Here is a 15,320-nt window from a genome sequence, read left to right as displayed (position 1 = left end):
CCCCTAGCCGCAGAACCTGAGCACGGTGGCGAACTCCGCCGACGACGCCGTGCCGTCGGTGAAGCCGGTGCCGACCAGCGTCGTTGCGGGTTCCTTGCGGCCGAAGCCGGGGGAGTACCAGCCGAGCGGGGGATCGCTCTCGCCGCGGTGCGCCCGCCAGTTCAGCTGCCCCGGCAGGTCGAGCACCGCGGAGCGCACCTCGCCCTCCCTGGTCCAGGTGAGCACCGCCCAGTTCCCCACCAGGTCCACGGCGATCGCCGGACCGAGGTGGAACGCAAGGCGCACGTCCCGGCGCGGACCGAGCGCGCCGAGGACCTCGTCGACCACCCGCAGCTCCTTGGCCGCGGCGACCAGCTCCACCCGGCGGCGGTGCACGGAGCGCTGGTAGCCGTCGTGCTCGGCGGACCACAGGGCCGTGCCGCCCGCGGAGACGTCGGCGGTGTCCGCGACCAGGACGCGGCTGCGGGCGTGCCGGGTCCACAGGAACGGGCCGCCGGAGACGGACTGGTCACTCCCGTCCAGCTCCAGGGTGTTGTGCGCGAGGGTCGACCGGAAGTACCGCCGCCACGCGGGCTGCCCGTGGTAGCAGTACGTCCCCGGGTCGGCGAGCACGTCGACCCCGTCGTGGCGGACCTCCAGGGACAGCGCGTCCGCGTGGCCGTGCGCGGCGATGGACAGGAACCCGTGCGGGCCGCCGTCGCAGCGGCACCAGATCTCCTCGGGGCCGCGCAGGATCGTCAGGCCCGCGTCGGCGAAGTGACCCGGTCGGCGGGCCGGACGGGTCACGGTCGGCGTGCTGCCCTTCTTCCCGTACGGCCGGAGCAGCGCGGCGAGCAGCGGGGTGCGCACGTCGGTGCCGGTGACCGCGGGCCACCAGTCGAGCCGCCCGAACACGGCCTCGCCGGTCGCGAGGAGCGAGCCCCAGCGGTCGGTGCCCCCGCCGTCCACGACCAGGCCGTGCCCGTCGTCCGCGTCGCCCTGGCGCGGCGGCCGTAACCGGTTGTCGACGACGGCCGCGAGCGCGTCGGTCATCCGAAGCAGCACGAGCCGGACGGACGAAGGCACCGGCACACCGGCGGCGTCCGCCTCGGCCACCGCGGCCAGACCGAGTTCGAGGACGAGCCCGTGGTACTCGGTGGCCAGCTCCCGGTTGAGGCCGGAGGGGAAGGTGTTGCCGCGCAGATGCCGTTCGAGCGACCGCAGCGCGCCGTCCCGCCAGCGCTCCGAGGTGGGGAACCACCCGAACGCGCAGGCCGCGGCGAACTGCCCGGCGGCCTCGGCGATGACGTGGTTGTTCGCCGATGACCCACGGCTGGGGAACGCGGCGAGCCAGCGCTGGTGGTGCCAGATCTGGTGGTGCGCCACCGGGTTGTCCTCGAACAGGTCGGCCGCGCCCGGCCAGCCGTCGAGCAGGCGGCGGACCCACACCCAGGAGAGCAGCCGGATGCCCAGCTCGATGCCGCTGATCCAGTGCACGCCCCGCAGCGGCGGGTTGGCCGCCCACCACGACCGCAGGTGCTCGGCCACGCGCTCGGCGTACCGCTCGTCGCCGGTGACCGCGTAGGCGGCCGCGAGCACGGTGAGGTACTGATGCCGGGACAGCTCCCAGATCTGCTTGATGTCACCGACCGCGTCCTCGTTGCGGTACGGCACGTCGAAGGCGTAGCCCCACGGCGCCCTGCGCCCGGTCTTCGGGTCGCTCCACCAGTCCGGGGCGACCAAGTCGTCGCGGACCACGCCGAAGTACTCGACGTGCCCGGCGAGCAGCCGGTCGGCCTCGGCGACGAGGCGCTTCGCGGCGTCCGGGGGCACCGCGGCGATGGTCCCGGCGGGCAGCACCGCGGTGAACCGGGCGCCGGTCACGGTCGGGCAGAGGGGCCGCGCGGAGCGCCACCGCCGCCTGCGCACCACGTCGCTCACCCGGCCGCCGATCTCCTGCGGCCCCATCCGGGACAAGCGCCGCAGGTACCAGCCCGCACTCATGCTCATCGCGGCCCCGCCAACGTCACCGGCGCTCCGCCGGCCAGGCCCGTCTGGACGGCGAGGGTGGCCGCCGTGGTGGCGACGAGGGACTCCAGCGGCACCGGCATCGGCCCACCGGTGCGCACGGCCTTGACGAACGCGGCCAGTTCGGCGTTCTGGCCCTTGTCCCTGGCCTTGGGAAGGCGCGAGCTGACCCACTTCTTCGGGCCGTGCACGGAGGCGCGGACGAAGTCGTCCAGCTTCAGGACCTTGCCGTCCGCGACGAGGTCCAGCGTCTCCTTGGGGAAGCTGGGCGCGCCCGTGGTGACGTAGCTGATGGTGGCGGTGGACCCGTCCGGGTACCGCAGCACGATCTGCAGGTCCTCGTTGCCGGCCGGGGCGAGGGCGTACACCGAGACCGGGTCGGCCCCGAGCAGCCAGCTCGCCGTGTCGATGAAGTGCCCGCCCTCGCCCGCGAACCGCGAGCCCTCGCTGCCCTGCTGGAGGTACCAGCTGCCGTGCTGGAGGCGGCCCGCGTTGACGAGGTAGCGCAGGCTCGCCGGACCGGTGCGGGCCCCGAACTGCCGCTTGGCCTCGCGAAGGAGCGGCGAGAACCGGCGGTTGAAGCCCACCTGGAGCCGGTCGTTGCCGGACTCCTCCACGGTCGCGAGCACACCCGCAAGCTCGTCCTCGGTCAGGGCCAGCGGCTTCTCCACGAACACGGCCTTGCCCGCGAGGAGCGCCTTGCGGGTCAGGTCGGCGTGCGAGCTGTGCCGGGTGACCACGAACACCGCGTCGATGGACTTGTCGCCGAGCACGGCGTCGAGGTCGGTGGTCGCCTCGGCGAAGCCGAACTTCCGCTTGGCGTTCGCCGCGGACAGCGCCGTCGTGGTGACGACGGTCGACAGCGTGACGCCGTCGCGCTCCGCGAGGTGCGGAAGCAGCATGGACGTCGCGTAGTTCCCGGCGCCGACGAACGCGAGGCGCACCGGACCCGCGGCGGAGCGGGCGGGCAGGGTGACCCCGCCGTTGCTCCGCACGTGCACCGCGGGCACCGTCACCGTGGGCGCGGCCGCCTCCGGGGTCTGCCCTGCCGCGGCCCGGTCGGTGCCGCCGGGGTAGCGGAACAGCACGGCCACGGCCTTGAGTTCGCCGTCCTTGAGGCGCTGGTAGGTCTCGACCGCGTCGTCGAAGTCGGCGACGTGCGAGACCAGCGGCTCCACGTCGACCCGGTCGCGGGCGACGAGGTCGAGGAAGCACGCCAGGTTGCGGCGCTCGGTCCAGCGCACGTAGCCGATCGGGTAGTCGCGGCCCTCCAGTTCGTACTCCGGGTCGTAGCGCCCGGGGCCGTAGCTGCGCGAGAACCGGACGTCGAGTTCCTTCTCGTAGTACGCGTTCCACGGCAGGTCGAGGCGGCACTTGCCGATGTCGACGACCCGGCCGCGGTCGCGGCACAGCTTGGCGGCCAGCTCGACGGGCTCGTTGCTGCCGCCGCCCGCGGCCAGGTACACCTGGTCCACGCCGTGACCGCCGGTGAGTTCGGCGACGGACGCCTCCACGGCCGCGGACGCGGGATCGCCGCAGGCCGCGGCGCCCAGGCGCTCGGCGAGGGCGCAGCGCTCCGGGTCGGGGTCGACGCCGACGACGCGGACGCCCGACGCGGTGAGGAGCTGCACGACCAGCTGGCCGATCAGGCCGAGGCCGATGACGAGGGCCACATCGCCGAGTTGGGGCTCGCCGCGGCGGACGCCCTGCATGGCGATCGAGCCGACGGTGCCGAAGGCCGCGTGCTGGGGCGCGAGGCCGTCCGGCACCGGGGCGTAGAGGTTCTTCGGCACCCAGTTCAGCTCGGCGTGCAGCGCGTGCTCGTTGCCCGCACAGGCCACCAGGTCACCGACGGCGACATCGTCGACGCCGTCCCCGACCTGCTCGACCACCCCGCACAGCGAGTAGCCGAGCGGCGTGTAGGAGTCCAGCTTGCCCATCACCTTGCGGTACGTGGCGGGCAGCCCGTTGGTGGCCACGCTCTGCATGACCTTGGCGACCTGGTCGGGCCGGGAGCGGGCCTTGCCCAGCATCGACATGCCGGCCTCGGACACCTTCATGAGCTCGGTCCCGGTGGATATCAGCGAGTAGGCGCTGCGCACCAGCACACCGCCCGGCTTGCACCCCGGCACCGGCACGTCGAGCACCGCGAGCTCGCCGCTCTTGTAGTTCTGCACAACCTGTTTCACCGGAGCTCCTATTTTTCTTCCACGTCGTCAGGCCGCTTGGCTCTGGCCGGAGCCAGAGGCAGCGCCGCGGTACCAGTACTCGAGGGTCAGCACGTGCCACAGATGCTTGGAGAAGTCCCGTTGCCCGGCGGCGTCCTCGGCGACCATGCGCGCCAGGGCGTCGCGGCGAAGGAGGCCGGAGCTGACGAGCACGCCGTCATGGATCACCTCGCGCACCAGCGGCGCGAGGTCCCGGCTCATCCAGGCCCGCAGCGGGGCGCTGAACAGGCCCTTGGGCCGGTACACGATCTCCCGGGGCAGGATCGAGGTGGCCGCCTCCTTGAGGACGGCCTTGCCCTGCCGCCCGACGATCTTCTGGTCGCCGGGCACCGCGAACGCCGCCTTGACCACCTCGACGTCCACGTACGGCACCCGCACCTCGGTGGACGCGGCCATGCTGGAGCGGTCCGTGTAGGTGAGGTTCAGGCCCGGCAGGAACATCCGGGCGTCGCCCAGGCACATGCGGTTCACGAAGTCGGCGGGGTCGTCGAGGTCGTTGTCCTCGTAGACGTCCGCGTGCTCGGTCAGCACGTCCTGGACCGTGCCCGCCAGGTCGGGATCGACCAGGGCGAGCAGCTCCTCCTGGTCGTACATGGTGTAGCTGCGCCGGAACGCCGTCTCCTCCGGCAGGTCGGCGAAGGACAGGAACCGCTTCGCGAACCGCACCGACCGGTACCCCCGGCGGGCCGAGGCGACCGGAAGGCGGTCCACGACCCCGGACACCCCGCGCCGCAGGGGCCGCGGCACCCGCTGGTAGCGCAGCGCGAGCACGTTGGCCAGGTGCTTGCGGTACCCGGCGAACAGCTCGTCCGCGCCCATCCCCGAGAGCATCACCTTGACCCCGGCCTCCCGGGCGGCCGAGCAGATCAGGAACGTGTTGATCGCCGCGGGGTCGCCGATGGGCTCGTCCAGGTGGTACGTCATCTGCGGCAGCAGGTCGAGCACGTTCGGGGCGATCTCGATCTCGTGCAGGTCGACGCCGAACCGCTCGGCCACCTTCCTGGCGTAGCGCAGGTCGTCCGGCATCGCCTCGAACTTGGCGTCCTCGGCGCGGAACCCGATCGTGTACGCGGAGATCCCCGGCTGGTGGCGGGCCGCGAGGGCGGTCAGATAGCTGGAGTCCAGGCCGCCGGAGAGGAACGTCGCCACGGGCACGTCGGACAGCAGGTGCTGCCGCGTCGACTCCTCGACGACGGCCGCCAGGTCCGGTTTCTCACCGCTGCGCGCCCGCTCCCTGCCCTCGGCGGCGACGTCCTTGAGGTGCCAGTACCGGCCGCGCTCCACCTGACCGTCCGCCCGGCACCTCAGCCAGCTCCCCGGCGGCAGCTTCTCCGCCTCACGGAACGCACACCGGGAGTCCGGCACCCAGTAATAGAGGAGCGAGGCCACCAGCGCCCCTTGGTCCACCTCCAGGGACCCGCCGGTCACCGCGGCGAGCGCCTTCAGTTCGGAGGCGAACACCAGGCCCCCGCCCCGCCGGAGCAGGAACAGCGGCTTGATGCCGAGCTGGTCGCGGGCGAGCACCAGCTCTCCGGTGCGCTCGTCGAAGATCCCGAACGCGAACATCCCGCGCAGCCGGGGCAGACAGTCCGTGCCCCAGCGCCGCCACGCCTCCAGGACCACCTCGGTGTCGGAGGTCCCGCGGAAGCGCACCCCGGACGCCGCCAACTCCGCCCGCAGCTCGGGTGCGTTGTACAGCTCGCCGTTGTACGTCAGGGCGAGGCCGCCCGAGACCATCGGCTGGGCGCCGGTCTCGGACAGGTCGATGATGGCGAGGCGGCGGTGTCCGAGGTGCACCTCGCCGTCTCCGGCGCGGTGGTTGTACCGGCCCGCGCCGTCCGGACCGCGGTGGGCGAGGGTCTCGGTCAGCCGGTCGGTCACGGCCTTGCCGTCCGGCCATCGGTAAGTGCCTGCGATGCCACACATGTGCTACCGCGCCTCCTGGTCGCTGTTCGCTGCTCGCGCGGCCGGTACCGGCGGTCGCTCCGTCCGTGGCGGACCGTCCCCCACTGCCTGGACGGCGTGCGCGGTACCCCCGCCGTTCGGCCGGGTCATCCGCCTGAAAGGGCCGCGCAGCGCGGTGTGCAGCCCGTCCCACAGGGTGCCGTCGGTCCGGTCCCGCGGATCGGGGTCGATCAGCACCACGCCGATCACCGGGATGTCCAGGTCGGCGAGTTGCCGTGCCACGGTGTGCAGCCACGCGGCGCTGCCGTGCCCGGCCCGCACGACGAGCACGGTCCGGCTGCCCAGGAACCGGAGGTCGGTCCAGGCCGTGCCGGGCGCGACCGAGCCGACGCCGAGCCGCCGCGTCTGCTGCGGCACGGACGCGGTGTCCTCGCCGGCGACGACGTCCGGGTCTCCCGGCTCCTGATGGCGGCCCGCGAGCTGCGCCCCGGGCAGACCGTCGACGATGACGACCGGCCCCTCGGCCGCCAGCGCCCTGGCGACGTCCAGGGCGATGACGCTCGTGGTGCGCGCACAGCCCAGCTCCAGGAGCGACACCGGTTCCGCGGAGCCGCGCACGGTGCGGGCCAGGGACGTGGTGAGTCTCGACCGCGCGGCCCGGGTCCGGCGGAGCTGCCACAGCCGGGCCGAACGGCGCGGCAGCCGGGGCAGTTCCGCGATGACCGAGGCGCCCAGGTTCGCCGCGATCTGGCGGCGCAGCACGGGACGGTCCGCGACCACCGTGCCGACCGCGGCCACCGCGATGCCGAGGACGAGCCCGAGGACGAGCCCGATCCCGGCACTGGTGACGGCGGCCTTGGGCAGGGAGTGCGGCACCGCGCGCGGCGCGTCCACGATCTGTGTCCCCGCGATGAGCCGGGGCGTGCCCACGCGGGCCTCCTCGGCGCGCTGGGCGAAGTCGGCGATCCGCGAGTTCAGCTCGGCCCTGCGGGCGAAGAGCGACTCGATGCTGGCCGACTCCTTCGAGTCGCTCTCCGGATCCCGGTCCCCGATCGCCTCGTTGACCTTGGCCAGCTCGTCCCGCATCCGCTCACGCTGGTCGAGCAGGGCCTTGGCCTCGGCCTTCGCGGTCTCCCGCATCCGCCGCACATGGTCGGCGACGAACGCGTCGGCGAGCGCCTTGGCCCGGGCCACCGCCTTCTCCTCGGTGTCGGCCGTGACGTCGATCCGCATCAGGTTGTTGGTGATGCCCGTGCCCCGGTAGTCCCGCATGAAGTCCTCGGGCTTCTCCGGGGACTTGAGGGCCTGGAGGGCCTTGCTCGCGATCAGGGTGGTCTTGAGCAGCTCCACGTCGGTGCGGATCAGCGTGCCGGTGTCGTTCGGCTGGTCCTCCTGGTGCGCGACGAGCACCTTGGTCGCCGCCGTCGGCGGCGGCGGTCGCAGGACGGCGAACGCCGCGCCGAGCACGAACCCGAGCAGCGCGAGGGAGCACCAGAGGCGACGGCGCCTGCGCACCGCCACCACCAGCGCCTGCAGGTCGAGGAGCGGAGTGGAGGCCGACGACTCCGATGTCGTACTCGTGGTCACCCGGAGCCTCCCGTCGCCTGACCGCGCGCCGCGAGCGCCGGGGCGGCGCTCGGTGCGGGACGACCGGCGGAGCGCGCCGGACGGTCCTGGACCGCACCGGCGACGACGACGCCGACGACCTCGTGCCTGCCGTCCGCACACGCCTCGGCGATGCCGCCGAGTTCGCCCGCGGTCCAGCTGCCGGTGCTGAGCACGACCAGGGCACCCGACTCGGTGTCGCGGTCCGGCACCGTCGGCCGCTCCACGGAGACGTCCACCACGCGCAGCATCGGGTCGCCCTTGGCCTCGGCGACGAGCTGATCGGCGGCCCGGCGGGCGATCTCGTCGCCGTCCGGTACGACCACGAGCAGCCGCCGGGGTGCGAGGAGCTTCTCGCGGAGGCGGGCGCACACCCGCCGGTATCTGATCCGTCTGCCGGCCTCGTCGCCGGACCGTCTCGGCGCCGGCAGGTCCCACCGGGTGTCGAGGCCGAGCACCTGGCGGATCCGGGCCCGGGGGCCACCGCTCCGGGGCCGCTGCGCGGTCCGGTCTCCCGGCACGTCGACGGCACCGAGGACGGCGGATCTCAGCGCCGACGCGATCTCCGCCTCGCCGCGCAGCCGACGGTTGCTCCGTGCGGCGGCGAGATGGCCGATGACCGCGACCAGGAAGAACAGCAGGGCCCCCGCGACGACGAACTGCGTTCTCGTCGGCGGCGCCTCGCTGGTCGGCCGGGCCGCCGGGCCCATGACGACCATGCCGGCCTTGTCGGTCGCCCGGTCGGACTCGTCCAGTTTCTTCATGGCTTCCTGCAGCGCGGTGCGCAGCTTCTCCAGTTCGGTGCGGGCCTGCACGCTCTCCACGGTCTGCCCCGGGTCGGCGGCGTCGGCCAGGTCGCTGATGCGGCGGTTGGTCTCGGTCACCTTCTGCCGCAGGGCCTCGGGTCCCGTGGCCGCGTCGGATTGGTCGTCGTCGCCCGCGATCCGCGCGGCGAAGCCCACGAACTGCTCCGCCATCCGGTCGGAGAGCTGTTGCGCGCGCCGCGGGCTCTCGGCCGTACCCGAGATCTTGATGATGTTGCCGTCGGAGGCCTTGGCGCTCACCTGACCCCGCAGCTCGCCGCCGCTGACGCCCTTCCAGCGGAGCGTGGCGGCCGCGCGGTCGACCACGGCCGAACTCGTCGCGATCTCCGCCTGGGTCAGCAGCTCGCGCTCCTCCCACTGCCCCGGCAGCAGGACCGACGCCGAAGCGGTGTACTTCGGCGGGAACAGCAGTGAGACGCCGAAGCCGAAGAGCGCGCCTGTCACGGCGACGATGGCGAGGAGCCGCCACCGCCGACGGAAGATCCGCCCGATCGTCACCAGGCGTATTGCTTCTTCACTCAACTGCGCTGCCTCTTCCCTGTGCTGATCGGGGAGCGGGCCGACACCGCGGCGCGGTCACGGCAGGCAGCGGCGTAGGCGGCGAGCAGCGACACTTGCGAGTTGCGCCAGGACAGCTCCCCGTTGATCCGTTCCTGGCCGATCTTGCCCATGCGGGCGCGCAGCTCCGGATCGTCGAGGAGCTGCGCGACGAGCCCGGCGAACCGGGCCTCGTCGTTGGCGGGCGCGTAGACGGCGGCCTCCCCGGCGGAGACGCGGGCCTCCCGGAGGTCGAACGAGACGATCGGACGGCCCATCGCCATGTACTCGAGGACCTTGTTCATCGTCGACACGTCGTTGAGCGGATTGTGCGGGTCGGGGGAGAGGCACACATCCGCCGTGGACAGGTAGCGCACCAGATCGGCGTCCGGGATGCGCCCGGTGAACTGCACCTGGTCGTCGAGCCCGAGCTGCCGCGACAGCTCCACCATCGAGTCGAAGGCGTCGCCGGAGCCGACGAACACCGCGTGCCAGTCGGTCCGCCCGACCTCGTCGCGCAGCTTCGCGAGGGCCCGCAGGGCGTAGTCGACGCCGTCCTGCGGTCCCATCACGCCCAGATAGCACAGCAGATGGGGCTTGCCGCGCTTCAACTCCGGCTCGGGCGGCACCGGTTGGAACCGCTCGACGGCGGGCGCGCTGCGCACCACGAAGACGTCCTCGGGTCTCTTGCCGCCCCGGCTCACCGCGACATCCCGGTAGCTCTCGTTCGTGGCGATCACGATGTCCGCGGCCCGGTAGGTCAGCCGCTCCAGGGCGCACACGGCGCGGTAGAGCAGATCCTTGCCGCGGTCGAACCGGGACAGGTACAGCTCGGGCACCAGGTCGTGCTGGTCGAAGACGAACCGCGCGCCGCGCCGCGTCAGCCACCGCGCGGGCAGGAACAACAGGTCCGGCGGATTGCAGGCGTGCACCACGTGGACCGGACCGACCTTCCGGGCGAGCCGGTACGTGTGCCACAGCGCCGAGCCGTACTCCCGCAGATACCCGGCCGGGCCCCCGGTGGCCGCGCGCAACGGGTAACGGTGGATCCGCACCCCGTCGATCACCGCCTCCGGCTCCGTGTCCCGCTTCTCCCCCCGCGGGCAGATGACGTGCACCGTCCAGCCCGCGTCGCGCAGTGTCGTGCACTCCTGCCACACCCGCCGGTCGAAGGGCACCGACAGGTTCTCCACCAAGATCAGCGCGCGCCGGTTTCGCCGGTCGCGGCGTGTTGCGTCACCAAGCAAGGCCCACGTACCCAGGTTCGGCCCGGCGCGCGTCGGCGTCGGGAAGGTGGATGAGGTCGACGATCACCGGCTCCGCGCCATGCGGCAGCGCCGCGAGGACGGCCGGGTCCCTGGTCCCGACGAGGCACACGTCGGCGTGTGCGAGGACCTCCTCGACGGAGTCCGCGAGCAGCTGCCCGAGGTGCGGGAGCCGGGTCTCGATGTACTCGCGGTTCGCGCCGAGGAGCCGCGACAGGCTCACGTTGGCGTCGTAGATCCGCAGGTCGTACCCCTTGCCGAAGAGACGTTCCGCCAGCTCGACGAGCGGGCTCTCGCGGAGGTCGTCGGTGCCGGGCTTGAAGGAGAGACCGAACAGGCCGACCCGGCGCTTGCCGGTGCGCTCGACGAGGTCCACCGCACGCTGCAGATGGTCGGCGTTGGACGGCAGCACATGGGCGAGGATGGGCACCGAGACGTCGGCCCGCTGCGCCGCGTGCACCAGGCTGCGCAGGTCCTTGGGCAGGCAGGAGCCGCCGAAGGCGAAGCCGGGCCGCAGATAGGCGGGACTGATGTTCAGCTTGCGGTCGGCCAGGAAGACGTCCATCACCTGGTGCGAGTCCACGCCGAGCGCCTGGCACACCGCGCCCAGCTCGTTCGCGAAGCCGATCTTGAGGCCGTGGAACGCGTTGTCCGCGTACTTGATCGCCTCCGCCGCCGGGACCGGCACCCGGAACACCTCGCCGGGCAGCCCCTCGTACAACGCCGCCACCACATCGCCGCTGGCCGCGTCGAGTTCGCCGATGACGGTCTTCGGCGGGTCGAAGAAGTCCCGCACACTCGTGCCCTCGCGCAGGAACTCCGGGTTCACCGCGACCCCGATGTCCACCCCCGCCGTGCCGCCGAGGAACTTCTCCAGGATCGGCACGAGCAGGTTCAGGCAGGTGCCCGGGAGCATGGTGGAGCGGAACACGACGGTGTGCCGCCCGCCCCGCTCGGCCACCGCGGCACCGATCTGCTCGGTGACGCGCTCCAAGTAGGCGGTGCACAGGCTGCCGTTGGGCTCCGACGGCGTGCCCACACAGACGAGGGAAACGTCACTGCCCATGACCGCCTCGCGGACGTCGGTGGTGGCGCGCAGCTTGCCTGCCCCCACGACCTCGGCGACGAGCTCGCCGATCCGCTCCTCGACGACGGGTGCCTTGCCGTCGTTCACCATGTCGACCTTCACCGGGTTCACATCGACGCCGATCACGTCGTGACCCAGACTGGCCAGGCACGCGGCCGACACACAGCCCACGTAGCCGAGCCCTAAGACACTGACTCTCATCACCCGTTCCTCCCCCCAGGCACGCCCTTCCGGCCTGCCATGTCGTTCGCCGGTCGGACGACGCCCCCCGGGTATCAATAGGCCCCCTGTCCCTGGAGCACCGCACGCAGCGTCTTCCACAAGATCACTGTGTCCAGGGCGAGCGACCAGTCCTCCACGTACCGCAGATCGAGCCGCACGGCCTCCTCCCACGGCAGGTCGCTGCGTCCGCTGATCTGCCACAGGCCGGTGAGGCCGGGCTTGACCAGCAGGCGCCGCCGGATGTCCGGGCCGTACGCCGCGGACTCCTCCGGCAGCGGGGGCCGCGGACCGACGAGCGACATCGATCCGGTGAGTACGTTGAAAAGCTGCGGGAGTTCGTCGATCGAGTACCGCCGGAGCACCGCTCCCACCCGGGTCACCCGCGGATCCCGGCGGAGCTTGAACAACAGGCCCGCGCCCTCATTGAGTTCGGCGAGCGCGGCCCGCGCCCCGTCGGCCCCGGTGACCATCGTGCGGAACTTGTAGATGGTGAACTCGCGGCCGTCCTTGCCGACCCGGCGCTGGCGGTAGAACGCCCCGCCCCGGCTGTCCGCGAGGACGAGCAGTCCGACGAACACCATCAGCGGCGCGAACAGGACAAGGAGGATCACCGCGCTCATCCGGTCGACGACCGCCTTGACCGCCCGCCGGCCCCCGGTGAAGGTCGGCATGCTGACCCGCAGGAGCGGGATGCCGAGCACCGCGTCGACGTGCAGCCGGGGCCCGGCCACCTCCATCAGGACGGGGGCCACGACCATGTCGGCGTCGCTGCCCTCGAGGTTCCAGGCGAGGCGCTGCAGCCGGTCCGGTGACCAGTGCGGGTCCGGGGTGACCGCGACGACGCGGTAGCCGTCGCGGCGGACATGGCCCGCGACGTCCGACAGTTCGCCGACGACCGGCACCCCGTCCAGATGGTCACCGTCGAGCCCGTGACCGTCGGTCGTGCACACCGCCTCCACACGCCAGCCGAGGTGCGGGAACTTGCGGGCCCTGCTGATCAGATCGCGCACGGTGGCCGGGCTCCCGGCGGCGAGCACCGGTCTCAGGCACCGCCCCTCCTTGCGCTGTTTGTGCAGCCACAGGCGCAGCACATAGCGCGCGGTCATGGTGACGAGCGCGATCGCGGGGATCGCGACGAAGATCCAGAGTTTGATGTTGCGCGAGGTGAGGGCGATCCCGCCGAGGGCCAGTACGACAGCCGCGGTGAACAGGGACCGTCCGAGCCGGCGGAACTCCTCGGCTCCCTGACCGAGTACGGCCGGGGCCCACGATCGGCTCACACCGAGCGACCCGAGGATCAGCAACTCGGTGCCGAAGGCGAGAAACGCCCAGTTCTCATGCCAGTTGGCCGCGTCCCGGACCCCGAAGAAGCCCCCGATCGCCGCCACCACGAAGGCGGTGGACACCGTGTCGCTGGTGATCACGGCGCGGCGGTACCGCTGCTCCCAATCACTCGCGGGCTGGCTGCTTGCCCCGTTCGTCAGACGCCCGCGCGTCGACGGAAACGGGTTGACTAATTCCCCCTGCTGCACAGAACCCCCCCAGGTTGCGCCAGTGGCTCGACGTGTTGCCTGCTCCCCTGTTCATCCCCCCGGGAGGTCTCGCCCCCGGCGCCGCGCTGTTCCTCGCCGCAGGAGGCCCCCGCCTCCCGCGCATGACAAATCCGGCTGCCTCAGCGTTACGTGAACAACTCACCCCGACGGCACGGGAGTTGTGGCCCCTGCCGTACTTCCGAGACGTGCCGGGCCCGTCGAAACCCCGGGTGCTCCCCGCACCCGGGCCCCCCTGTCGGGCCCCGATATCTGACCGCCCCCGGCCTGGCACCGGGGACGCTACTGCTGGCTGTGCATGGCGCCGGATCCATAGATCATTAACGGTCGCTTCGTCTCCGAACAGCTGAAGCACGGTCAATTTAGACCATGGGGGTCAGGTTGTAGAGGGGGTGTGTGCAATTCGTGCCCAAGCTTTGAGAAGGGATTCACCAGCAGGTGACCCGTCGCGGGTGCCTGTACGACGAAGTCATGCCGTGTGACCTGTGGTGATGGGGAATCTCCCGGCTGGTGGCACCAGTGATTTCAAGCCGTCAGGACACACTTAACTTGACCGATCCCAGAGCCTGTTGGCCCGATCGGACGGGGGTGTGGTGGTGGCACGCGAAGGCGTGTTCGACCTGGGGCGGAGGTGGCGTGGACGGCCGGGAGGGGCCGCCGCCGTGGTGACGGCGACGGCCCCTCCCGGAGAACGCGTGGGGTCGGTGGCCGGCTACCCCTTCAGATGACGGTTGATGACCGCGCAGATCTCAGCGCCGGGCCGCGGTTCATGCAGGTCGACGTGTGTCGCCTGGATGTCGTACGTGTGCAGGGGCCCCTCGACATGGGGCTCCCAGAGCGGTGCGTACGACTCGTCGCTGTTGAGGGTCGCGTTGAAGAACAGCGTGACCCCGCGGTAGCCGCTCGGCTGAGTGAACTCCCCTGCCATACGGGTGTGTTCGATCAGGATCGTGGCGCCGTTCTCGATCAGCTGCTCGCGGTCGGCGTCATGGTCGGCACCCGAGGACACCAGGTAGTCCCTGATGCCGTCGCGTGCCGAGGACGTGTCCTGCGCTTCCTGTCGGGCGAACCAGTGGCTGGGAACGGAGTCGAGGACGGCCAGCAACGGGACCTCATGGCCCCGACGTTGGAGCTCCACGGCGATGGCGTGCCCGATGGTCCCACCGATGGAGTGTCCGACCAGGTGGAAGGGCCCGTCCGGCTGGACGCTGAGGATCTGCTCGACGTAGTCGGTGACCATCGCCGCCATGGACTCCGGCAGCGGGGTCCCGTCGAAGCCCCTGGCCTGGATGCCGTAGACAGGCCGCTCGCCCAGGCGGGCGGCCATGCCCAAGTAGGGCCAGCACAGCCCGAGGCCCGGATGGATGAACCAGACGGGCGCTCCGCTGCCGCCACCCCGCAGCGGCAGCACCACCCCGAAGGGATCTGTGTGGCCCTCGAGTTCAGCACCCGAGAGGTGTCGAGCCAGTCCCGCCACGGTCGGGGACTCGAACACCACCCGCATCGGCATGTCCACCATGAGCACCGCGCGGATGCTGCTCACCAGGCGGATCGCGAGGAGTGAGTTGCCGCCCAGGTCGAAGAAGTCGTCGTCGACGCCGACCTGGTCGACGGCGAGCACGCCGGCGAAGACACCGGCCAGAATCTCCTCCTGGGGGGTGCCGGGAGCGCGGTACGCGGTCGCGGCGGCGAACTCGGGCCGCGGCAGGGCCTCGTGGTCCACTTTCCCGTTCGCGGTCAACGGGACCTGCGCCAGGGGCAGATACGCGGACGGCAGCATGTGGTCGGGGAGGCGGTCTGCGAGGTAGGTGCGTAGTTGTGTGGGGGTGGGTTCGTTGGCGGTGGGGTCGGTGGGTATGACGTAGGCGATGAGGTGGTTGGTGGAGTGGGTGTCGGTGTGGGTGGTGACGAGTGCTTGGGCGATGGCGTGGTGGTGGGTGAGGGCGGTTTCGATTTCGGCGGGTTCGATGCGGAAGCCGCGGATTTTGACTTGGGTGTCGGTGCGGCCGTGGTAGGTGAGGTGGCCTTGTGGTGTCCAGGTGGCGATGTCGCCGGTGCGGTACATGCGTTCGCCGGGTGTGCCGTGGGGG

The 15,320-nt window shown here is 71.8% G+C and carries 9 protein-coding genes; all 9 read right to left on the bottom strand.

Annotated features, from left to right (window positions below; translation table 11 throughout):
- Positions 1-3 precede the first annotated feature (3 nt).
- Complete coding sequence (locus tag OO63_RS08450; RefSeq protein ID WP_031192259.1) at positions 4-1,989, bottom strand: heparinase II/III family protein; 1,986 nt, start codon at positions 1,987-1,989, stop codon at positions 4-6.
- Positions 1,986-4,196 carry a bi-domain-containing oxidoreductase gene (locus tag OO63_RS08445; RefSeq protein ID WP_031192258.1) on the bottom strand — a complete coding sequence of 737 codons (2,211 nt, stop codon included), beginning with the start codon at positions 4,194-4,196 and terminating at the stop codon, positions 1,986-1,988. The genes OO63_RS08450 and OO63_RS08445 overlap by 4 nt, the downstream gene beginning before the upstream one ends.
- 27 nt (positions 4,197-4,223) lie before the next feature.
- Positions 4,224-6,161, bottom strand: coding sequence for an asparagine synthase (glutamine-hydrolyzing) (gene asnB / locus OO63_RS08440; protein WP_030363678.1), 1,938 nt, complete (start codon positions 6,159-6,161; stop codon positions 4,224-4,226).
- A gap of 3 nt (positions 6,162-6,164) precedes the next feature.
- Complete coding sequence (locus OO63_RS08435; protein ID WP_031192257.1) at positions 6,165-7,727, bottom strand: Wzz/FepE/Etk N-terminal domain-containing protein; 1,563 nt, start codon at positions 7,725-7,727, stop codon at positions 6,165-6,167.
- Entirely contained in the window at positions 7,724-9,091 is a 1,368-nt protein-coding gene (locus OO63_RS08430; RefSeq protein WP_031192256.1) for a Wzz/FepE/Etk N-terminal domain-containing protein, read from the bottom strand. The genes OO63_RS08435 and OO63_RS08430 overlap by 4 nt, the downstream gene beginning before the upstream one ends.
- Entirely contained in the window at positions 9,088-10,353 is a 1,266-nt protein-coding gene (locus tag OO63_RS08425) for a glycosyltransferase family 4 protein (RefSeq protein ID WP_031192255.1), read from the bottom strand. Before OO63_RS08425 ends, OO63_RS08430 begins: the two co-directional genes overlap by 4 nt.
- Positions 10,343-11,659 (bottom strand): nucleotide sugar dehydrogenase, encoded by a 1,317-nt coding sequence (locus OO63_RS08420; protein WP_031192254.1) that lies wholly within the window; start codon positions 11,657-11,659, stop codon positions 10,343-10,345. The genes OO63_RS08425 and OO63_RS08420 overlap by 11 nt, the downstream gene beginning before the upstream one ends.
- 74 nt (positions 11,660-11,733) lie before the next feature.
- The gene (locus tag OO63_RS08415) at positions 11,734-13,212 is read right to left on the bottom strand and encodes a sugar transferase (RefSeq protein WP_031192253.1); all 1,479 of its coding nucleotides are present in this window, start codon (positions 13,210-13,212) and stop codon (positions 11,734-11,736) included.
- Positions 13,213-13,942: 730 nt separating this feature from the next.
- On the bottom strand, positions 13,943-15,320 hold a 1,378-nt coding region (locus tag OO63_RS08410; RefSeq protein WP_031192252.1), incomplete at its 5' end, for an alpha/beta fold hydrolase.

The sequence above is a fragment of the Streptomyces alboflavus genome, from assembly GCF_000716675.1.
Classification (GTDB): domain Bacteria; phylum Actinomycetota; class Actinomycetes; order Streptomycetales; family Streptomycetaceae; genus Streptomyces; species Streptomyces alboflavus.
The sequence above is the reverse complement of the archived record's forward strand: the minus strand, read 5'-3'. Positions and strand labels throughout refer to the sequence as shown.

Excerpts from the sequence above, each read along its gene's own strand:
- OO63_RS08420 (WP_031192254.1), bottom strand. The coding sequence starts at position 11,659 with ATGAGAGTCAGTGTCTTAGGGCTCGGCTACGTGGGCTGTGTGTCGGCC.
- OO63_RS08450 (WP_031192259.1), bottom strand. The coding sequence starts at position 1,989 with ATGAGCATGAGTGCGGGCTGGTACCTGCGGCGCTTGTCCCGGATGGGG.
- asnB (WP_030363678.1), bottom strand. The coding sequence starts at position 6,161 with ATGTGTGGCATCGCAGGCACTTACCGATGGCCGGACGGCAAGGCCGTG.